17 protein-coding genes and 1 pseudogene are annotated in these 19,295 nt (G+C 71.6%); 7 read left to right on the forward strand and 11 right to left on the reverse strand.

Annotated features, from left to right (window positions below; all coding sequences use genetic code 11):
• Window positions 1-80: 80 nt before the first annotated feature.
• Together AB0M54_RS40800 and AB0M54_RS40805 are read right to left on the reverse strand one after the other, a co-directional pair.
• Window positions 81-1,466, reverse strand: coding sequence for a serine hydrolase domain-containing protein (locus tag AB0M54_RS40800; RefSeq protein ID WP_364320605.1), 1,386 nt, complete (start codon window positions 1,464-1,466; stop codon window positions 81-83).
• Complete coding sequence (locus AB0M54_RS40805) at window positions 1,463-1,813, reverse strand: HIT domain-containing protein (protein WP_364320603.1); 351 nt, start codon at window positions 1,811-1,813, stop codon at window positions 1,463-1,465. Before AB0M54_RS40805 ends, AB0M54_RS40800 begins: the two co-directional genes overlap by 4 nt.
• A 328-nt stretch (window positions 1,814-2,141) precedes the next feature.
• Between AB0M54_RS40805 and AB0M54_RS40810 the strand changes: the two genes are divergently transcribed.
• A complete protein-coding gene (locus tag AB0M54_RS40810; protein WP_364320601.1) occupies window positions 2,142-2,900 on the forward strand; it encodes an SDR family oxidoreductase in 759 nt (252 codons plus the stop codon).
• 74 nt (window positions 2,901-2,974) lie between these two features.
• On the opposite strand, the gene AB0M54_RS40815 is transcribed toward AB0M54_RS40810, so the two are convergent.
• The gene (locus tag AB0M54_RS40815; RefSeq protein WP_364477494.1) at window positions 2,975-5,344 is read right to left on the reverse strand and encodes a glycoside hydrolase family 3 C-terminal domain-containing protein; all 2,370 of its coding nucleotides are present in this window, start codon (window positions 5,342-5,344) and stop codon (window positions 2,975-2,977) included.
• Between the two features lie 52 nt (window positions 5,345-5,396).
• Between AB0M54_RS40815 and AB0M54_RS40820 the strand changes: the two genes are divergently transcribed.
• A complete protein-coding gene (locus AB0M54_RS40820) occupies window positions 5,397-5,990 on the forward strand; it encodes a hypothetical protein (protein ID WP_364320597.1) in 594 nt (197 codons plus the stop codon).
• Between the two features lie 14 nt (window positions 5,991-6,004).
• Here AB0M54_RS40820 and AB0M54_RS40825 read toward each other — a convergent pair whose 3' ends face one another.
• From AB0M54_RS40825 to hrcA, 3 genes are read right to left on the reverse strand one after another with little or no spacing between them, the layout of a single operon-like run.
• Window positions 6,005-6,739 carry a 16S rRNA (uracil(1498)-N(3))-methyltransferase gene (locus AB0M54_RS40825; protein WP_364320595.1) on the reverse strand — a complete coding sequence of 245 codons (735 nt, stop codon included), beginning with the start codon at window positions 6,737-6,739 and terminating at the stop codon, window positions 6,005-6,007.
• Window positions 6,739-7,878, reverse strand: coding sequence for a molecular chaperone DnaJ (gene dnaJ / locus AB0M54_RS40830; protein ID WP_364320593.1), 1,140 nt, complete (start codon window positions 7,876-7,878; stop codon window positions 6,739-6,741). The genes AB0M54_RS40825 and dnaJ overlap by 1 nt, the downstream gene beginning before the upstream one ends.
• 34 nt (window positions 7,879-7,912) lie before the next feature.
• Window positions 7,913-8,935 carry a heat-inducible transcriptional repressor HrcA gene (gene hrcA / locus AB0M54_RS40835; RefSeq protein WP_364320591.1) on the reverse strand — a complete coding sequence of 341 codons (1,023 nt, stop codon included), beginning with the start codon at window positions 8,933-8,935 and terminating at the stop codon, window positions 7,913-7,915.
• Window positions 8,936-9,068: 133 nt separating this feature from the next.
• Between hrcA and AB0M54_RS40840 the strand changes: the two genes are divergently transcribed.
• Entirely contained in the window at window positions 9,069-9,797 is a 729-nt protein-coding gene (locus AB0M54_RS40840) for a DUF4870 domain-containing protein (protein ID WP_364320589.1), read from the forward strand.
• On the opposite strand, the gene hemW is transcribed toward AB0M54_RS40840, so the two are convergent.
• On the reverse strand, window positions 9,790-10,983 hold the full coding sequence (gene hemW / locus AB0M54_RS40845) for a radical SAM family heme chaperone HemW (protein ID WP_364320587.1): 1,194 nt from the start codon (window positions 10,981-10,983) through the stop codon (window positions 9,790-9,792). The two genes, AB0M54_RS40840 and hemW, sit on opposite strands and share 8 nt — an antisense overlap.
• Before the next feature lie 36 nt (window positions 10,984-11,019).
• On the opposite strand from hemW, the gene AB0M54_RS40850 reads away from it, so the two are divergent.
• The 3 genes from AB0M54_RS40850 to AB0M54_RS40860 all read left to right on the forward strand — a co-directional run bounded on the left by AB0M54_RS40850 (window position 11,020) and on the right by AB0M54_RS40860 (window position 14,464).
• A complete protein-coding gene (locus AB0M54_RS40850; protein WP_364320585.1) occupies window positions 11,020-11,790 on the forward strand; it encodes an enoyl-CoA hydratase-related protein in 771 nt (256 codons plus the stop codon).
• Between the two features lie 51 nt (window positions 11,791-11,841).
• Complete coding sequence (locus tag AB0M54_RS40855; RefSeq protein WP_364477497.1) at window positions 11,842-12,711, forward strand: hypothetical protein; 870 nt, start codon at window positions 11,842-11,844, stop codon at window positions 12,709-12,711.
• Window positions 12,712-12,826: 115 nt separating this feature from the next.
• The gene (locus tag AB0M54_RS40860) at window positions 12,827-14,464 is read left to right on the forward strand and encodes a PAS domain-containing protein (RefSeq protein ID WP_364477500.1); all 1,638 of its coding nucleotides are present in this window, start codon (window positions 12,827-12,829) and stop codon (window positions 14,462-14,464) included.
• 240 nt (window positions 14,465-14,704) lie between these two features.
• Here the strand turns inward: AB0M54_RS40860 and AB0M54_RS40865 are convergent.
• From AB0M54_RS40865 to AB0M54_RS40880, 4 genes and pseudogenes are all read right to left on the reverse strand, one after another.
• Window positions 14,705-14,884, reverse strand: a pseudogene (locus AB0M54_RS40865) (MFS transporter); the annotation flags it as partial.
• 328 nt (window positions 14,885-15,212) lie between these two features.
• Window positions 15,213-15,497 (reverse strand): GlsB/YeaQ/YmgE family stress response membrane protein, encoded by a 285-nt coding sequence (locus AB0M54_RS40870; RefSeq protein ID WP_364320579.1) that lies wholly within the window; start codon window positions 15,495-15,497, stop codon window positions 15,213-15,215.
• A gap of 123 nt (window positions 15,498-15,620) precedes the next feature.
• Entirely contained in the window at window positions 15,621-17,492 is a 1,872-nt protein-coding gene (gene lepA / locus AB0M54_RS40875) for a translation elongation factor 4 (RefSeq protein WP_364320577.1), read from the reverse strand.
• A 112-nt stretch (window positions 17,493-17,604) separates the two neighbouring features.
• Window positions 17,605-18,138, reverse strand: coding sequence for a DUF4240 domain-containing protein (locus tag AB0M54_RS40880; protein WP_364477503.1), 534 nt, complete (start codon window positions 18,136-18,138; stop codon window positions 17,605-17,607).
• A 66-nt stretch (window positions 18,139-18,204) separates the two neighbouring features.
• Between AB0M54_RS40880 and AB0M54_RS40885 the strand changes: the two genes are divergently transcribed.
• Entirely contained in the window at window positions 18,205-19,188 is a 984-nt protein-coding gene (locus AB0M54_RS40885; protein ID WP_364477505.1) for a phosphotransferase, read from the forward strand.
• Window positions 19,189-19,295 lie beyond the last annotated feature (107 nt).

Genomic DNA, 19,295 nt, shown 5'->3' on the forward strand with positions numbered 1-19,295 from the left:
GACCTACGCCACCTGCTTCCTGTCTTGCGCCGTAAGGACCGCCCCATCGTATCCGTTCCGCGCCCGTGCCGCCGACACCATTACGGGTGCTCGCCGTGGCTGACCGGGAGCCCGTCGAAGGCTTCCTGGACGCGGGTGAAGCGATAGGTCGCCCAGTGCATCCGGACGATCACACCGTGTTCGTCCCGGGTGATCCGGAGCAGTTCGCCGGCCTCCCGTCCGGACACCGTCCGCAGCACGTCGGGGTCGTCGGGCGACGGCTCGAACACGGCCGGCGGGCGGTCGGCCGGCGCGTCACCGGCGCGCGCCTGCAGGGTGCCGTCGTGCCAGGAGAACTCGTACGGGAAGCCCTCGCCCCACCACCGGCCGAGCACCGGCTGGTAGCGCTCCGGGGCGGGCTCGCCGATCCGCCACGGCTTGATCTCGGCCGGGTCGAGCTCGGTGGCCAGGCGCAGCAGGTCGTGCGGCAGCTCGGCGATCTCCATGGCGGTGCCGGACGACGCGAGCACGGCACAGCCGAGCGCCCCCGGGTTGCCGTCGCCACCCCGCCGGCCGTAGACGGCGGAGAGGAACCCGGGCATGGCGCCGTCGTGGCCGACGTGCAGGATCCGCTTGCCGGCCGGCTGGAGGATCAGCCCCAGCCCGAAGCCGTAGACCCAGAGCTGCTCGTCGGTGGTGGTCAGCGGCCAGCGCATCTCGTCGACCGTGGCCGCCGCGAGCACCTTGCCGTCCGGGTCGACGATCTGCGGGTCGGCCAGGAACGCGGCCCACGTCGCCATGTCGGCGGCGGTGCTCCAGAGCTGGGCCGCGGGAGCCGCGCCGGCCATGTCGGTGACCGGTTCCGGGCGGGCGGCGTCCGAGTAGGCGTCGACCAGCCAGCCGACCACGGCGTCCTCGGTCGGGTGGTAGCTGGTCGAGGCCAGCCCGAGCGGCGTCAGCACCCGGTCGCTGAGCACCTCGAACCAGCTGCCGCCGCGCAGCCGGGCGACCATCTGCCCGAGCACGCCCAGCGCGAGGTTGGAGTAGTGGTAGCGGCGCGCGTTGGGCAGCACCCGCTCGGCCCGCTCGATCTCGGCGATCATCCGGTCGGCGGACGGCATCTCGAGCATGTCCCACACGTCGCCGTGCGGCTCACGCTGGAAGCCGGCGGTGTGCGAGAGCAGCCGGCGGATCGTGGCGTCGCCGTGCGCGGGCAGGTCGAGGTGCTTGCCGACCGGGTCGTCCAGGTCGAGCAGCCCGTCGTCGCGGGCCTGCATGATCAGCACCGCGGTGAAGGTCTTGGTCACCGAGCCGATCCGGAACCGGGAGCCGGCGTCCAGCGGCCGGGCCGGGTCGCCGGACTCGCCGACGGTGCAGGTCCAGAGGCCGCGGTCGGCCCGGTGCACGGCGACCGACAGGGCGGGCACGCGCGCCGCGGCCTGGACCTTGCGGGCCTCCCGCTCGTAGCGGTTCTCGGCCGCGGTCACGCGATGCTCAGCATGGGCCCGAGCGGCGTACCGCCGAGAACGTGACCGTGCGCGTGGAACACTTCCTGCCCCGCGTACCCCCCGGAATTGAAGATCAACCGGAACCCGTCGCCGCGCACTCCCTCGGCGTCGGCCACCGCCCCCGCCGCGGCCAGCACGTCGGCGGCGAGCGCGGGGTCGGCGGCGGCGAGCGCGGCCACGTCGGCGTGGTGAGCCTTGGGGATCACCAGCACGTGCACTGGCGCCTTGGGGTCGATGTCCCGGAAAGCGAGCGTCGTCCCGGTCTCGTGCACGACCGTGGCCGGGATCTCCCCCGCGACAATCCGGCAGAACAGGCAGTTGTCCACCGGGAGATCGTAATCGGGATCGGTTGGCCGACCCCGCCCAAAATCAAGATCAAGAACTTCATGTCGTAGCCGGGTGGGTGGTTCAGACCGTCGCTCCCGCCGAGGCCGGGCGCGCGGCTCCAAGGCCGTGACCGGCCAGAACAGAGCCGCCCACCCTTCATTCTGCGTGCGTGGTCACTCTCGCTTTGGTCGCCGCGCCTGTGGACAACGCCGAAAATCGTCCCACGCGTCGGCTACATTCCTGCCCACCCACAAGGGCGGGGGCGGCGGCGGTGCGGCGGTGGCAATCTCAAGATCAACGGCGTCGCTCAGGCCCTAAGCTCCCGGAATGACATCACGAGCGGTCCTGGTGACCGGGTCTTCGCGGGGTTTGGGGCGGGCGATCGCTCAGCGGTTCGCGGCGGGCGGCGATCGGGTGGCGGTGCATCACCGGGCCACCCGCGCCCAGGCCGAGCAGCTGGTTTCGGAACTGCCGGGCGACGGGCACGTGATCGTGCAGGCCGACATGGCCGAGCCGGAGGCCGTGCGGGCGATGGTGGACGCCGCCGCGGACGGCCTGGGTGGGCTGGACGTGCTGGTCAACAACGCTGGGATCTTCGGGTCGCCGCCGGCCGTGCCGGTTCTCGAGGCCGGCTACGACGAGTGGCGGGAGATGTGGCGGCGCACCTTCGACGTGAACCTGTTCGGGGCGGCCAACGCCTGCTGGGCGGCCGTGCAGCACATGCGGGCCGGGGGCGGCCGGATCATCAACGTGTCGTCGCGCGGGGCGTTCCGGGGTGAGCCGGAGCAGCCGGCCTACGGCGCGTCGAAGGCGGCCATGAACTCGATGGGCCAGTCCCTGGCCGTGGCCCTGGCCCACCTCGGCATCGCGGTGGGCACGGTGGCGCCCGGCTTCATCGAGACCGACATGACCAACGAGCACCTCAAGGCCGAGCGGGGCGCCGCGATCCGGTCGCAGAGCCCGTTCGGCCGGGTCGCCCAGCCCGACGAGGTGGCCGCCGCCGTGCACTGGCTCGCCTCGCCGGAGGCCGTGTGGGCCTCCGGCGCGATCATCGACATGAACGGCGCGTCCTACCTGCGCACCTGAGGCCGGCTGCTCCCCTGCCGGAGGCCGGCGGCTTGTTCAGCCCGAGGACGGCTGCTTGTTTCGCCTGCGCCGGCTCACGCCCCGACGGTGAGGGAGACGACCAGGCGCGGGTCGTCGAGGGCATGCGCGGCGACGATCTCGTAGTCGCCCGCGACCGTGTGCCAGCCGCCGTCCGCCCAGGTCTGGAACGTGCGCTCGGGCAGGTCGACGCGGGCGGTCACGCTCTCGTCCGGGTGGGCGGTCACCGTCGCGAAGCCGGCCAGCCATTCCGCCGGGCGTTCGTCGTCCGGTGCGGCCGGGCGCACGTACACCTGGATGACCTCGCGCCCCTCCCGCGCGCCGGTGTTGGTCACGGTGATCTCCGCCGTGCCGTCGACGACGCGCAGCGCCTCGTAACTCCACGTGGTGTAGCCGAGCCCGTGCCCGAACGCGTAGTGCGGCTCCCGCGAGGCCCGTTGCCACGCTCGGTAACCGACGAAGACGCCTTCGTCATAGGACACGACCCCGCCCTGCGGGGTGACGTCGAGGACCGGGCAGTCCTCGGCGCGGCGCGGCCAGGTCGTCGGCAGGCGGCCGCCCGGCTCGAGCACGCCGAGCAGCACGTCGGCCAGCGCCGCGCCCGCCTCCTGCCCCGGGAACCAGGTCAGCACGACCGCGGCCACGTCATCGGCCCACGGCAGCAGCACCGGCGCGCCCGCGTTGACCACCACGACCGTGCGCGGATTGGCCGCCGCCACCCGCCGGACCAGCTCGTCCTGGGTGCCGGGCAGGGCCAGCGAGGTGCGGTCGAAGCCCTCCGACTCGACCTGCTCGGTGGTGCCCACCACGACGATCGCGACGTCCGAGCCGGCCGCCAGCGCCGCCGCCTCGGTGATCATCTCGGCCGCGTCCGGGCCGGGCGGCCGGTGCCCGAGCGTGGTCGAGACGGTGTGCGCCATCCCGGCCGGAATGATCTGGGTCAAGATCACTTCGACGGGTACGCCGGCCGCCAGCGTCACGGCGGCCCGATGTTCCCGCGGTGACAGCAGCAGCTCGCCACGCTCCGTACCCTCGACATGAAGCGCGCCCCGATAAACCTCGCGCTCACCCACCGTGAGAACAAAGGTGCCGAAGCCCGATACCGCGAACACGTGCTCGCCGTCCACGGCCGGGGTGAACGTGCCGGCGATGGTGAGCCCGTCGACGTCCGCCGGGTCGAGCCGCCCCGGCAGGTCCCCGATCCAGCGCAGCGCCGCCTCACCCACCGCGAAGTCGTACTTCCCGGCCAGGTCGACCCGCAGCCCCGTCCATTCCGGACCACGTGCCGGCGGCAGGAAGGGCCGCGGGTCGGCGCCGGTGGCGTACGCCACGTCCACACCCGACAGCGACCGCCCGATGCCTTCCAGCGGCGAGATCACATGCGGCGGGGTCACCGTGGCGCTGCCGCCACCGAGCACCCGGGCGTCCAGGGCCAGCGCCCCGATCACCGCGACCCGGGTCAGCGCGGCCGGCTCCAGCGGCAACGTGAAGTCCTCGTTCCGCACCAGCACGAACGACCGGGCCGCCACCTCGTGCGCGACCGCCGACCCGTCGAGCTCCGGCCATTCACCCGAGGGCGGCGGGCCCAGCGCACCGACGCGGGCGGCGAGACGAAGCACCCGGCGTACCTTGGCATCGATCTCTTCCTCGGGAACCAGCCCGGCGCGCACCGCCTCGACCAACGCCTCGCCCCACGGGTTCTGCATGGCCGGCATGGCGATGTCGAGCCCGCCCAGCGCCGCACCCACCGTGTCCCGGGCCGCCCGCCAGTCCGACACGACGATCCCGTCAAAACCCCATTCGTCCTTGAGTACGCGCTGCTGAAGCTCCGCGTGCGATGACATCGGCGACCCGTTGACGCCGTTGTAGGCCGACATCACACCCCAGCCACCCGCGCGCACCACCCGCTCGAACGGCGGCAGATAGACCTCACGCAGCGCCCGCTCGGAGATCCGCACGTCCACGGTCATCCGCTCGGTCTCGAAGTCGTTGCCGACCAGATGCTTGACCGTCGTACCCACCCCGAGCGCCTGCACGCCCGTCACGAAGGCCGCGGCGATCTCGCCCGTGAGCAGCGGATCTTCCGAGAAACACTCGAAGTGCCGGCCGTTGAGCGGCGTCCGGTGCAGGTTCACGGTCGGCGCGAGCAGCAGATGCACCCCCTTGCGCCGGGACTCCTGCCCGAGCAGCCGCCCGGCCCGCTCGACCAGCTCCGGGTCCCAGGTGGCGGCCAGCGCGGTCGGGCTGGGCAACGCCACCGACGGATCCTCGGGCGCCCACCCCGTGCCCCGGACCCCCACCGGCCCGTCCGACATCACCAGCGACCGCAGCCCGATCCGCGCTATCTCCGGCAGCGACCAGAAGTCCTGCCCTCCGAGCAACGACACTTTTTCCTCGAGGGACAGCTCACTGATCAATTCATCCACGCCTCGATCATTTCATCTTGATCGCCGGGGCGGCGGGTTGCAGGCTGGGACAATGCTGTTTCGGCAGGACGCGCTGGACCGGATCCGCGACGGACGGGTGTCGGTGGTCTTCCGGCGCTGGGAGCGCGCCCGGGTCCGCGCCGGCAGCCGGCTGCGCACCATGATCGGCGTCGTCGAGGTGCGCGCCGTCTCGGTGATCAAGCGGATCTCCGCCGCCGACGCCCGGGCGGCCGGCTACCCGAACGCCCGGTCAGCCCTGGCCGACCTGCCCCAGAAGGCGGGCGACGTCTACCGGATCGAGGTGGCGTACGCCGGCGACGACCCCCGCGTGGCCCTGCGGGAGACGGCGGACCTCCCCGACGACGAGTGGGCGACCCTGATCACGCGGCTCGACCGGATGGACACCACCGGCGCGCGCGGCCCATGGACGAGGCGGGTGCTGGCCGTGATAGCCACCCATCCCGGGACACGGGCCGGTGACCTGTGGTCCGACCTCGGCTATCCGGACATGCTGACCTTCAAGCGCGACGTACGCCGCCTGAAAGAACTAGGCCTGACCGAGAGCCTCCCCGTCGGCTACCGGCTCTCCCCCCGCGGCGCCGCGGCCTGGGCCCGGATGCCCGAAAGCCGAAGCCCCAACCCGTAGTCGATCCCGCTCGCCTACCAGCGCCCCATCCGCGCCGACAGCACCGAGATCGCCGCGACCCCGGCCGTGCTGGTCCGCAGCACCGCCTCGCCCAACCGCACCGGCACCGCCCCCGCGGCCACGAACGCGTCGATCTCAGCGTCGGTGATGCCGCCCTCCGGCCCCACCACCAGCGCGATCTCCCCCTCAGACGGCAGCTCAGCCGCGGTGAGCGGCGACGTCGCGTCCTCATGCAGCACAAACGCCGCCGCCGCGGCCGACAAGCGGGCGGCGACCTGCGACGTTCCCAGATCTGGCGCCCCGGAGACGACCGGCAGCCACGGCCGGCGGGACTGCTTGGCCGCCTCGCGCGCCGTCGCCGCCCACTTGGCCTGGGCCTTCGCGCCTCGGTCGCCGCGCCACTGGGTGACGCAGCGGGAGGCGGACCAGGGGATGATCTCGTCGACGCCGACCTCGGTCATCGCCTGGACGGCCAGTTCGCCGCGGTCGCCCTTGGGGATGCCCTGGATGACGGTGAGCGACGGGGTGGGGGCGGGGACGAAGGTCGGCGGGGACAGGTGGAGGACGACGCTGCCCTTGGCCACGGAGGTGACCGTGGCGGCGATGGAACCGCCGCGGCCGTCGGACAGGGTGACGGGCGCGCCGGGGCGGACGCGCTGGACGTCCGCCGCGTGGTGGCCTTCAGGGCCGTCGAGCGTGAAGGAAGGACCCGTCGGCAGCTCGGCGACGAGGAACAGGGACGCCGACATCAGTGGCCGTTGAAGGCGTCCCGCATCCGGGAGAAGAAGCCGCCCTGTTTGCTGAGCTCGGCCACGTCTTCGCCGCGGGTCTTGGCGAAGTCGCGCAGCATCCGCTCCTGGTCGGAGGTCAGCTTGGTCGGCGTCTTCACGTCGAGGTGCACGAACAGGTCGCCGCGGCCCTGGCCGCGCAGGTGGGGGACGCCCTTGCCGCGGATGCGGAGCGTGCTGGCGGGCTGGGTGCCCTGCTTGACCTCGATGGACTCTTCGCTGTCGAGCGTCTTGATGGTCAGGCGGGTGCCGAGCGCGGCCGCGGTCATCGGGAGGGTGACCCGGCAGTGCAGGTCGTCGCCCTTGCGGCTGTAGACGTCGTGCGGCCGCTCGTGGATCTCCACGTACAGGTCGCCGGCCGTGCCGCCGCCGGGGCCGACCTCGCCCTGCTGGGCCAGGCGGATCCGCATGCCGTCCTCGACCCCGGCGGGGATCTTGACCGTCAGGCTGCGGCGGGTACGGATACGCCCGTCGCCCGCGCACGTCGGGCACGGCGACGGGATGACCGTGCCGTGACCCTGGCAGACCTGGCAGGGGCGGGACGACACGACCTGCCCGAGGAAGGTGCGCTGAACGCTCTGCACCTCGCCCCGGCCGGCGCACGTCTCGCAGGTGGCCAGGTGGGTGCCGGGCGCGGTGCCGGCGCCGGAGCACTGGGTGCACAGCACGGCGGTGTCGACCGTGATCGGCGCCTCGACCCCGAACGCGGTCTCCTGCAGTTCCAGCTCGAGGCGGAGGATCGCGTCGGCCCCGGGACGGGTACGCGGCCGCGGGCCCCGCGACGCGCCACCGGCGGCGGTGCCGAAGAAGGCATCCATGATGTCCTGGAAACCGACGAACGGTCCGGCCCCGGGCCCACCCGGGCCGGCGCCACCGCCCCCGGGCGCCAAGGGGTCACCGCCGAGGTCGACGATCTGCCGCTTCTGGTCGTCGGAGAGGACCTCGTAGGCGGCGTTGATGTCCTTGAACTTCTCGTGCGCCTCCGGGTCCGGGTTCACATCCGGGTGGTACTGGCGAGCCAGCTTGCGGTAGGCGCGCTTGATCTCGTCATCGGTGGCATCCCGGCCGATGCCGAGAATTCCGTAGTAGTCCTTCGCCACGGGCTTTGGAGTCCTCAATGTTCGCGCAGATCCATCAATTCTGGGCCAGCAAGTCGCCAAGGTACCTTGCCACTGCACGCACGGTGGCGATGTTGCCGGGGTAGTCCATGCGGGTCGGCCCGAGCACACCGAGCCCACCGATGATGGTGCCGCCCGGGCCGTACCCGGTGCTCACCACCGAGGCCGACCGCAGGTTGTCGATCTCGTTCTCGTCGCCGATCCGGACCCGGGTGGTGCTGGGCTCGACCTCGCCGATCAGCTTGAGCAGGATGACCTCCTCCTCGAGCGCCTCCAGCACGGGCCGGAGCGAACCCTGGAAGTCAAGCATGCCGCCGCGCGTCAGGTTGGCCGTACCGGCCAGCATCAGACGTTCCTCGGAGCGCTCGACCAGTGTCTCGAGCAGCACGGTGGCCAGGCAGGCCATCGTGCTACGGCGTTCCGGCGCACAGTCGTCGACCAGCGCCTGCACGAGCGGCGGCGTGTCGGCGAGCCGCTGCCCGGCGAGTTTCTCGTTGACCTTGCGCCGCAGCTCGGTGACGTCGTCGGCGGCGATCGGGCCGGGCATCTCGACCAGGCGCTGCTCGACCCGGCCGGTGTCGGCGATCATCACCAGCATGACGCGGGTGGTGGAGATCGGGACAAGCTCGAGATGGCGTACGGAGGAGCGCGCCAGGCTCGGGTACTGCACCACGGCCACCTGGCGGGTGAGCTGGGCCAGCAGCCGCACCGTGCGGTGCACGACGTCGTCGAGGTCGACCGGGTTGGCCAGGAAACGCTCGATGGCCCGCCGCTCGGCCGGGCTGAGCGCCTTGATCCGGGACAGCCGGTCGACGAAGAGGCGGTAGCCGGCGTCGGTCGGCACCCGGCCGGCGCTGGTGTGCGGCTGCCGGATGTAGCCCTCTTCCTCGAGCACCGCCATGTCGTTTCGCACGGTGGCCGGGGAGACGCCGAGCTGGTGACGCTCGACCAGGGCCTTGCTGCCGACCGGTTCCTGGGTGGCGACATAGTCTTCGACGATGGCGCGGAGGACGTCGAGTTTGCGGTCATCGAGACTCATCTGACCCCTCCCCCGCTCGTTGGCACTCCTGATCGGCGAGTGCCAGTCTACGTCGCCACTCGCCGCCGCGCGATGATCGCACCCACGGCGGTTGGTCTCGACTACGTTGAGCTGCGGTCCTACCGTGTCAGCCATGACTGAACCGCCTCGTCCGCCGGGTGACGGAAATCCGTACGACCCGACGACGCCGCTCAACCCATATCCGGGTAACGAGCCGACCTCCGGATCGGCCCCGCCTCCGCCTCCGACGCCGCCGACGTACGGCTCGCCGCAGCCGCCGACCTACGGCTCCCCGCCACCGTCCTCCGGCGCCGGTGGATACGGCCCGCCGCCCAGCTCAGGGGCGGGTGGGTACGGTCCGCCGCCGTCCTCCGGCGCCGGTGGCTACGGCCCGCCGCCCGGCTCGGGCGCGGGGGGCTACGGCGCGCCCCCGCCCGATCCCGGCTACGGCCAGCCCGGGGCCTACGGCCAGCCCGGTGGTTACGGGCAGCCCGGCTACGGCGCGGCCGGCGCCGGTCCCGCCCCGGTCGGCTATGCCAACAATGACGAGAAGACCTGGGCCCTCGTCGCCCATTTCGGTGGCATCCTCGTCGGCTTCATCGCGCCGCTGGTGGCGATGTTGGCCAAGGGCAACGAGTCGCCGACCGTCCGCGCGCACTCGGTCGAGGCGCTGAACTTCCAGATCACCTGGGGCATCGCCACGATCGTCGCCTCGATCCTGGCGGCGTGCACGGTGGGCATCCTGTTCTTCCTGCCGATGATCACCTGGGTGGTCGTCATCGTGTTCTCGATCATCGCGGGCATGAAGGCGAACGAGGGTCAGCTCTACCACTACCCGGCCACGTTCCGGATGGTCAAGTAACGAGGTCGCGTACCACGGCGTCGGCCAGGAGCCGCCCGCGAAGGGTGAGTTCGAGCCGGCCGGCGCCGTAGGCCGCCGCGTCGAGCAGGCCGTCGCCGAGGAACCGCGCGGTCACCGACGGGTCGAGCCCGGCCAGCGGCATGCCGTCGCGCAGCCGCACGCGCAGCATCACATCTTCCATGCGCTGGTCCGAGGCGGTGAGGATCTCCCGGCCGTGTCCGGGCGAGTCGCCGTCGGCGAGCTTCCGGGCGTACGCGGACGGGTGTTTGACGTTCCACCACCGGACGCCGCCGACGTGGCTGTGTGCGCCCGGGCCGGCGCCCCACCAGTCGCCACCGGTCCAGTAGAGCATGTTGTGGGCGCAGCGGGCGGCCGGGCCGGACGCCCAGTTGGACACCTCGTACCAGGTCAGACCGGCCGCGGCGAGCCGCTGGTCGGCGGCCAGGTAGCGGTCGGCGGCCACGTCGTCGTCGGGGTAGGGCAGGTCGCCGCGGCGCATCCGGGCGGCCAGCCGGGTGCCGTCCTCGACGATCAGGGCGTACGCGCTGACATGGTCGACGCCGGCCGCGACCACCGTGTCGAGCGACCGGGCGAAGTCGTCCGCGGTCTCCCCCGGCGTGCCGTAGATCAGGTCGAGGTTGACGTGCTCGAACCCGGCCTCGCGGGCCTCGGTCGCGGCCTCGGGCGCGCGCCCGGCGGTGTGCCGGCGGTCGAGCACGGCCAGCACGTGTGGTGAGGCCGACTGCATGCCCAGCGAGATGCGCGTGAAGCCGGCCCGGCGCAGCGCCCGCAGCGAGCCGGGGGTGACCGACTCGGGGTTGGCCTCGGTGGTGATCTCGGCGCCCGGCGCGAGTCCCCAGGTGGCGTCGATCGCGTCGAGCACCCGGGCCAGGTCGCCGGGGTCGAGCAGGGTGGGCGTGCCGCCGCCGACGAACACGGTGTCCACCCGCCGGGGGCTGACGACCTTGCCGGCCAGGCGGAACTCGGCCAGCACCGCGTCCAGGTAACCCTCCTGGCTCGCCTCGGTCGAGGTGTACGTGTTGAAGTCGCAGTAGCCGCAGCGGCTGGCGCAGAACGGCACGTGGACATAGACCCCGAATCCGTTTTGTCCGGCTCCGGCGGCGACATCGTCGGGCAGCGACCCGTCGGCGGGGACGGGCTCACCCTCGGGCAGCGGACCAGGCATCCGTCAAGTGTGCACCGCCGCCGATAGGGTCTCCGCATGGAGCTGGTCCACACCTCGACGTCCGCCGGGATCACCACGCTGACCCTGGACAGCCCGGCCAACCGCAACGCGCTGTCCAGCACGCTGATGTCCGAGCTGCTCGACGCGCTGGCGACCGTGCTCACCGACGCCTCCGCCCGCGCCGTGGTGCTCACCCACACCGGCCCGGTCTTCTGCGCCGGCGCCGACCTGAAGGAGACCCAGCAGGTCACCTCCGGCCGCGGTCGGCTGCCGGCCGAGATGATGTCCGATCTGCTCGCGGCCATCTGGGAGTTCCCCAAGCCGGTCGTCGCGCGGGTCGGTGGTCCGGCTCGGGCCGGCGGGCTCGGCCTGATCGCGGCGGCGGACATCGCGGTGTGTACGCGGGACGCGACGTTCGCCTTCACCGAGGTGCGTCTCGGGGTGATCCCGGCCGTGATCAGCGCCACCGTGCTGCCCCGGCTGGCCCCTCGCGCCGCGGCCGAGCTCTACCTCACCGGCGACACCTTCGACGGGGCCCGCGCGGCCGAGATCGGCCTGGTCACGGCGGCGGTGCCGGCCGACGAGCTGGACGACACCGTGGCCCGCTACTGCGACTCGCTGGTCCGCGGCGGTCCGCTCGCGCTGGCCGGGACCAAGCAGATTCTGCGGCGTACGCCGGCCGAGTCCGTCCGCGCCGATCTCGCCGACCTGGCCGCCAGGTCGGCCGGATACTTCAAGTCCGAGGAGGGTCGCGAGGGTGTGGCGGCGTACCGCGAGAAGCGGCCGGCCGCGTGGATCCCGCAGTGACCATCTCCTGATGCGCTCGTTGTCTACGCTTGGCGTCCGTCAGCGAGAGGGGTGTGGGTGAGCAAGAAGCCGGTCGCGGTGCTGCTGGTGCTCGGCATCGCCGCCGTGGCCGGGGTGATCGCCGCGGTCAACTCGATGGGCAGCTCGATCAAGTCGATCAACCTGCCGCGCATCGGACCGGCCTGCGTGGTCTCCGCCGACGGCGGCGAGGTCGCCCTCGACACCGTCCAGATGGCCAACGCCGCGACCATCACCGCGGTCGGCGTCATCCGGAAGATGCCCGAGCGGGCGATCGTGGTCGCGCTCGCCACCGCGCTCCAGGAGTCCAAGCTGGAGAACCTGGAACACGGCGATCGTGACTCGCTCGGCCTCTTCCAGCAGCGTCCCAGCCAGGGCTGGGGCAAGCCGGACCAGCTCGTCGACCCGCGCTACTCGTCGAAGAAGTTCTACTCCTCGCTCAAGCGGGTCAAGGGCTGGCAGAACATGCGGGTCACCGACGCGGCCCAGCGGGTGCAGAAGTCGGCCTACCCGGAGGCGTACCAGAAGTGGGCCGAGGAGGCCGAGGTGCTGGCCAAGGCCCTGACCGGCAAGGCCACCGGCGCGGTCGCCTGCACGATCACCGGCGAGCCGGCGATGCGCGGCCAGACCGCGATCCGCAAGGTGACCGCCGGGCTGAAGCTGGACTGGGGCCGCGGGCTGGGCCAGCCGGTGACCCAGCCGACCGGCCTGACCCTCGCCATCAGCAACATCGACACCGGTTGGCGGTACGCGCACTGGCTCGTCTCGCACGCCCGGGACACCGGTCTCGAACGAGTACGTTTCGCTGACCTGGAGTGGCATGCCCCCACCGGCAAGTGGCAGCCGGTAACCGACGATCGCAAGGCCGGCAATGCTCATGTGGTCGTCGAAGTCTTCAGCTGAACAGAGAGCCAACACATTCACATTGCTCTCCGTGATGTCGACCGGGTTCGCAGGTCATAGCGCTGCGTATACACCGCCATGGACAGATAGCGACCGCGGCTGGTACTAGTTAGTCGTGCTGAGCGCCCTCGAGTGGATCGTGCTGGGAGCCGGCAGCGCCGCCGCAATCGTCTTCGGGGTCTGCCGCCACCGACCGGCCCGAGTCGGACCCTGGCTCCTGCTGGCCGGGTCCATCGTGGTGCTCGCCATCGGCGACGCCGCCCTGGCCCTCGACCACGGCGCGTTCGCCGAGGCCTGCTACTACGGCATGTTCGTGCTGGTCGCCTGTGGACTGATGCAGTTCACCCGCGGTGGCGCGGTGCTGGTCGACCGCGCCCGCCTGATCGACCTGCTCGCCTTCTCCTGCTCGGCGTTGCTGGTCGTCTGGGTCTTCGTGATCGGCGACACCGGCCAGTTCGGGCAGATCTCGGCCGCCGACGTGATCGGCGACGTGCTGCTGATCGGGGTGGCCGCCCGGCTGATCGTGGCGAGCAACCGCAACGTGTCGGCGATCCTGCTGCTGGTCGGCGCGGTCGGCATGCTGGGCTCGGACATCGCCTGGGGCCTGGCCGAGAACTGGGCCACCGAGTCCGGCTACCGGGTGCTCTACCTGGCCTGGGGCGCGGCCGCGCTGCACCCCTCGATGGCCCGGCTCACCGCGCCGATGCCGGTCCGCCCGTCGCCCTGGCGCGGGCACTGGGCGGCGCTGCTGGGCATCTCCGTCGCCACGCCGCCGGTGGTGCTGTTCGTCGAGGCGGTCAGTGGTGGCGTCACCGACGGCGTGCTGATCGCCGTGGTGGGCGCGCTCACGCTCACCATGACGATCACCCGCCTCGCCGACTCGGTCGGGCAGAACAGCCGGGCCCTGTCGCGGGAGCGAGCCCTGCGGGAGGCCAGCGCGGCGCTGGTGGCGACGGCCGACCTGGATGGCGTGGACCGGGCGGTGCGGGCGGCGGTCCGCGGCCTGATGCCGGCGTACGCGCTGGAGAAGGTCGTCTTCGCGATGGACGACCGCCAGCTCACGTGCGAGGCGGTGCCGCCGGCCGGCGCCGATCCGCGCGGCCGCAGCTGGTGGGTCGAGGACTCGGACAACGACGCCGCCACCCTGGTCTGCCCGCTGTGGCTGGAGCCGCTCGCGGTGGCCCGCCCGAGCGGCGGCGCGCTGGTCGTGGCCGGTCGCCGCGAGGACCTGACCGCCACCCAGGACGCCCTCGAGGTGCTGGCCGGCCAGGCCGCGCTCGCCCTCGACCGGATCTCCCTGGTCGAGGCGGTCGGCCGCCGCGACAGCGACCTCTACCTGCGGGCGGTCATCAGCAACACCGCCGACCTGATGATGGTGATCGACGAGGACCAGCGCATCCGGTACGCGAGCCCCGCGCTCCGCGACCTGATCGGCGCGGACGAGCTCCCGCCGCTGGCCACCCTGACCGAACTGGTCCACCCCGACGACCGCATCCAGGTCCGCCAGGCCCTCCAGGACGACGGCGACGGCGTGCTCTTCTGCACCCTGCAACGCGCCGACGACCGGCAGGTCCTGGTCGAGGCGACCTACCGCGACCTGCGCGACGACCGCCTGGTCCAGGGCTACGTGGTGACCATGCGCCACGTGCCGACCGGCCACGAGCCCGACGAGCGCCTGCCCCACGTCGACCACCTCGACGACATGCCGGCCTGGGTCAACCGCCGCAACGCCCGGCAGAAGTTCCGCTACTGAACCGTCACCGGGATACGCACCGGCCCGCGCACGAGGACGAAGACCAGCAGGAGCGCCATCACGCCGACACCGGCCCACATGGCCTGCTGCCAGCCGTCGACGAAGGCCCTCGTGCAGGACGAAGGTCAGCCCGACCGTGGCCACCATCGAGGTCAGCGAGCCGACGACGTCAAAGCCGTGCCGCGTCTCCTCGCGGGAGTTCGGCACCGCCCGCAGCGCCAGCACCGCCGCCACGATCACCAGGACGACCGGCAGGACGAACAGCCACCGCCAGGTCGCCACGTCGCCCAGCAACGCCGACAGGTACATGCCGAGCAGGCCACCGCCGGCCGCGACGCCGGTCCACACGCCGATCGCCTTCGACCGCTGCTCGTCGGGGAACGTCGAGGTGATGACGGCCAGGGTGACCGGCATGATCATCGCGGCGCCGACCCCGCCGGCGACCCGCGCGGCCAGCGCGGATGCGGCCGCGGACCACCTCGGACAGATCGACCTGCGACATGGCCGTCATGCTGCGGCTCGGCCGGACCCTCGACCGGGAAAGGCGAGAGCGCCGGACCCGTGGGGGAAACGGGCCCGGCGCTCTCTTGCCCTTCGGGCGCCTCGCGTCTTTCTCGGCGCCTCGCGTGCTTCTCTTGCCTGTCTTGCCTGGCGCCGTCTTCGGCGCTTCGCGTGCTTCCGCTTGCCTGGCGCCGTCTTCGGCGCTTCGCGTGCTTCCGTGGCCTGGCGCCGACTTCGGCGCCTCAGGTCAGCGGGTCAGGCGACGGCGACGGGTGCCGACGCCGGCGACCAGGGCGACGCCGATGGCCGCGAGCACGACCTGGAAGGCCAGCTCGGCCCAGTTGATGAGGCCGCCGGAGTCGGTGTTGACGCCGAACGCGCGGGCCAGCACGGTGCCGAGAAGCGCGGCCACGACACCGACCAGCATGGTCAGCCAGACCGGGATGTGCTGCTTGCCGGGTACGACCAGGCGGCCCAGCGCGCCGATGACCAGACCGATGATCAGGGCCATGATGATTCCGGTGACAGTCATTGGGGGTCCCTCCTCAGGATGGAGCAAGGTGTTGCGTCCGTCGAACCGAGGAGTTCCCGACCCTTCCAGAACCCAAACCGCTCGATCGAGATCTAGTCCCGTTCGAGCGGTTATGACCCTGAATTACTTCTTGTTCGCCCCTTTTGCGTCGGGGGAATCGGAGGTGCTCAGCGCCGCAATGAAGGCCTCTTGCGGCACCTCGACCCGGCCGACCATCTTCATCCGCTTCTTGCCTTCCTTCTGCTTCTCGAGCAGCTTGCGCTTCCGGCTGATGTCACCGCCGTAGCACTTCGCGAGCACGTCCTTGCGGATGGCGCGGATCGTCTCGCGGGCGATGATCCGGCTGCCGATGGCCGCCTGGATCGGCACCTCGAACTGCTGGCGCGGGATCAGCTTCTGGAGTTTCGCGGCGATCCCCACGCCGTACCCGTAGGCCTTGTCCTTGTGGACGATCGCGCTGAACGCGTCGACCGGCTCGCCGTGCAGCAGGATGTCGACCTTCACCAGGTCGGCGACCTGCTCGCCGGACGGCTCGTAGTCGAGCGACGCGTACCCCTTGGTCTTGCTCTTGAGCTGGTCGAAGAAGTCGAAGATGATCTCGGCCAGCGGCAGCGTGTAGCGCAGCTCGACCCGCTCGGTGGAGAGGTATTCCATGCCGAGCAACTGGCCGCGGCGGCCCTGGCACAGCTCCATGACCGCGCCGACGTACTCGTTGGGCACCAGGATCGTGGCGCGCACCACCGGCTCGTGGATCTCGGCGATCTTGCCCTCGGGGAACTCGCTCGGGTTGGTGACCGTGGACTCCTGAAGATCCTCGGTGATCACCTGGTAGACCACGTTGGGCGCGGTGGAGATCAGGTCGAGGTTGAACTCGCGCTCCAGCCGCTCGCCGATGATCTCGAGGTGGAGCAGGCCGAGGAAGCCGCAGCGGAAGCCGAAGCCGAGCGCCGTGGACGTCTCGGGCTCGTAGGTGAGCGCGGCGTCGTTGAGCTTGAGCTTGTCGAGCGCGTCACGCAGCGCCGGGTAGTCCGAGCCGTCGATCGGGTAGAGGCCGGAGTAGACCATCGGCCTCGGGTCCTTGTAGCCGCCCAGGGCCTCCTTGGCCGGCCGGGCGTGGCCGGTGACGGTGTCGCCGACCCGGGACTGGCGCACGTCCTTCACGCCGGTGATCAGGTAGCCCACCTCGCCGACGCCGAGCGCGCCCGCCTTCTCCATCTCGGGCGAGACGACGCCGATCTCCAGCAGCTCGTGCACGGCGCCGGTGGACATCATCTTGATCTTGTCGCGGGCCTCGATCCGGCCGTCGATCACCCGGACGTAGGTGACCACGCCGCGGTACACGTCGTACACCGAGTCGAAGATCATCGCCCGGGCCGGCGCGGCCGCGTCGCCCACCGGCGCCACGAAGTTCCGCACGATCTCGTCCAGCAGGTGTTCCACGCCGACGCCGGTCTTGCCGGAGACGCGCAGCACGTCGTCGGGCTCGCAGCCGATCAGCTTGGCGAGCTCCTCGGCGTACTTCTCGGGCTGGGCCGCCGGCAGGTCGATCTTGTTGAGCACCGGGATGATGCGCAGGTCGTTCTCCATCGCGAGATAGAGGTTGGCCAGCGTCTGCGCCTCGATCCCCTGGGCCGCGTCGACCAGCAGCACGGCGCCCTCACAGGCGGCCAGGCTGCGCGACACCTCGTAGGTGAAGTCGACGTGGCCCGGAGTGTCGATCATGTTGAGCACGGCCGTGTCGCCCTTGCGGTCGCCCTGACGGATCACCCAGGGCATACGCACGGCCTGCGACTTGATCGTGATGCCGCGCTCGCGCTCGATGTCCATCCGGTCGAGGTATTGCGCTCGCATCTGCCGTGGGTCGACCACCCCGGTGATCTGCAGCATGCGGTCGGCCAGCGTGGACTTGCCGTGGTCGATGTGCGCGATGATGCAGAAGTTGCGGATGCGACCCGGGTCGGTCGCCCCGATGATGTTCACGACGGGGTCGGGCAACGGTCGTCCGTTCTCGTAGTAACTCAGGGTCCAAGCGCCTCCCATCGTCCCACGCCGCGCCGCGTGGTTTTACTCCGGCGGCTCCAGGCTGCTGCTTCGGAGGCTCCCGCTGTTACTCCGGAGGCTCCAGAAACAGCGCGGACAGCCTCGGAAGGCGCTTGCCCATCTCTTCCTCGTCGTCGAAGTCCCACAACTCGGCCGGGTCGGGACGGGTCACCTTGACATCGGACGGCGGCAGGTCGGTGCCCGTGGCCTGCTGGTAGGCGGACTGCGCGATGGACAGCACCTCGCCCGCCTCGAACACCGCGCCGCTGGCCGCCGCCGCCCGCACCGCCGGCAGCTCGGCCAGCGAATCGGGCTCGCGCACCGACCGCGCCACCACGTCACGCCCATGGGCGATCAGCCACCCCCGGAACGAGTCGAAGCCCTCTTCGGAGCACCCGCCGTTGATCAGGTAGGCCGCCGCCCACAGGTCTTCGGTGCCGGAGGCCGCCATCACCTTGTCGAGGTGTCGCCCCCAGGCCGCGATCTCCTCGGGGTCACGCGAGGTCAGCTCGTCGACCGCGCGCTCGGCCACCACCGCGGGCGAGCCCGGCCGGTCGGCGGTCGCGCGGGCGATGACCGCCCAGAAGTCGTCGGTTCTCATGGAACAGGATCGTGCCATTCGGGTACGACAAAATGCGGCCGAGCCTCGAACGGCAGGATGGACGTCATGCGTCCGGTATCGCTGCCCGAGATCCCGTACTCGGCGACGGCCGTACGCCCTGATTGGGATGATCTGCCGGCCGCCGTGCGCGACGCCGTCTCGCGGCGCCTGGACGCGCCGATCACCTCCGCCACGAGCGCGACCAGCGGATTCACCACCGCGTTCGCCGGGGTGCTGACGACCGGGTCCGGCCGGCGCGTGTTCGTCAAGGCCGCACCCTTCGGAAACACCGGCTATGCGTACGCCCGCGAGGCGCACATAACAGCCCTGCTGCCGGACGGCGTGCCCGCCGCGCGCCCGCTGTGGACCTGCGAGGTGGACGGCTACTACGTGCTGGCCCTGGCGGCGATCGACGGCCACATCCCCGCCCTCCCGTGGCGGCCGGCCGAACTGGCGGCCACGCTGGCGGCGTGGCGCTCGGCCGCTCTCGCCCTCACCGATCCACCGGCGGCGCTGCTGGCGGCCGGGCTTCCCCGCCTGCCCGACCTGGTCCGCGACGAGCTCTCGTGGTGGAGCGCGGGCGGCGTACCCCCCGATCTGGTTCCGCCGTGGGCCCGGTCACACCACGCCGAGCTGGCCGCTCTCGAACAGGGATTCCCGCCCCTGGTCGCGGGCGGCGGAGTGGCACACGGCGACCTCCGCATCGACAACGTCATGATCGACACCGCGGGCGACGCCTGGCTCTGCGACTGGACCTGGCCCTGCCTGGGCGCACCCTGGTTCGACACGGTGACGCTGCTGGTCAGCGCCTGGGCGAGCGGGCACGACGCCGACGCCATGCTGGCCGATTGGTCACCCCCGCCGGAGGGCGTGGACGGCGCCCTGGCCGCGATGAGCGGCTACTGGCTGACCCGGGCCGGCGGCGCCACCGGCACGGCCGCGCCGACCGCCCGGCAGCACCACCGCTACAGCGGCGTCCAGGCCCTCGCCTGGCTGGCCGCCCGCCGGGGGTGGCCGACCGGTTTTGGTGGGACTGGGGCGGACTGGTAACGTGGTTCTTCGCGTTGTGGTGACGCGCCGCTGACTGCTGGCGTGACCCGCGACGGAAGACATCATCCGCTCGGAACCTTCCGAACTAGTCAGGACAAGGCTGTCGC

The organism is Actinoplanes sp. NPDC051470 (genome assembly GCF_040682035.1).
In the GTDB taxonomy this organism is placed as follows: domain Bacteria; phylum Actinomycetota; class Actinomycetes; order Mycobacteriales; family Micromonosporaceae; genus Actinoplanes.

Excerpts from the sequence above, each read along its gene's own strand:
- AB0M54_RS40880 (WP_364477503.1), bottom strand. The coding sequence starts at position 18,138 with ATGAGAACCGACGACTTCTGGGCGGTCATCGCCCGCGCGACCGCCGAC.
- hrcA (WP_364320591.1), bottom strand. The coding sequence starts at position 8,935 with ATGAGTCTCGATGACCGCAAACTCGACGTCCTCCGCGCCATCGTCGAA.
- AB0M54_RS40870 (WP_364320579.1), bottom strand. The coding sequence starts at position 15,497 with ATGACTGTCACCGGAATCATCATGGCCCTGATCATCGGTCTGGTCATC.
- hemW (WP_364320587.1), bottom strand. The coding sequence starts at position 10,983 with ATGCCTGGTCCGCTGCCCGAGGGTGAGCCCGTCCCCGCCGACGGGTCG.
- AB0M54_RS40820 (WP_364320597.1), top strand. The coding sequence starts at position 5,397 with ATGCTGTTTCGGCAGGACGCGCTGGACCGGATCCGCGACGGACGGGTG.
- AB0M54_RS40840 (WP_364320589.1), top strand. The coding sequence starts at position 9,069 with ATGACTGAACCGCCTCGTCCGCCGGGTGACGGAAATCCGTACGACCCG.
- AB0M54_RS40825 (WP_364320595.1), bottom strand. The coding sequence starts at position 6,739 with ATGTCGGCGTCCCTGTTCCTCGTCGCCGAGCTGCCGACGGGTCCTTCC.
- AB0M54_RS40810 (WP_364320601.1), top strand. The coding sequence starts at position 2,142 with ATGACATCACGAGCGGTCCTGGTGACCGGGTCTTCGCGGGGTTTGGGG.
- AB0M54_RS40885 (WP_364477505.1), top strand. The coding sequence starts at position 18,205 with ATGCGTCCGGTATCGCTGCCCGAGATCCCGTACTCGGCGACGGCCGTA.
- AB0M54_RS40850 (WP_364320585.1), top strand. The coding sequence starts at position 11,020 with ATGGAGCTGGTCCACACCTCGACGTCCGCCGGGATCACCACGCTGACC.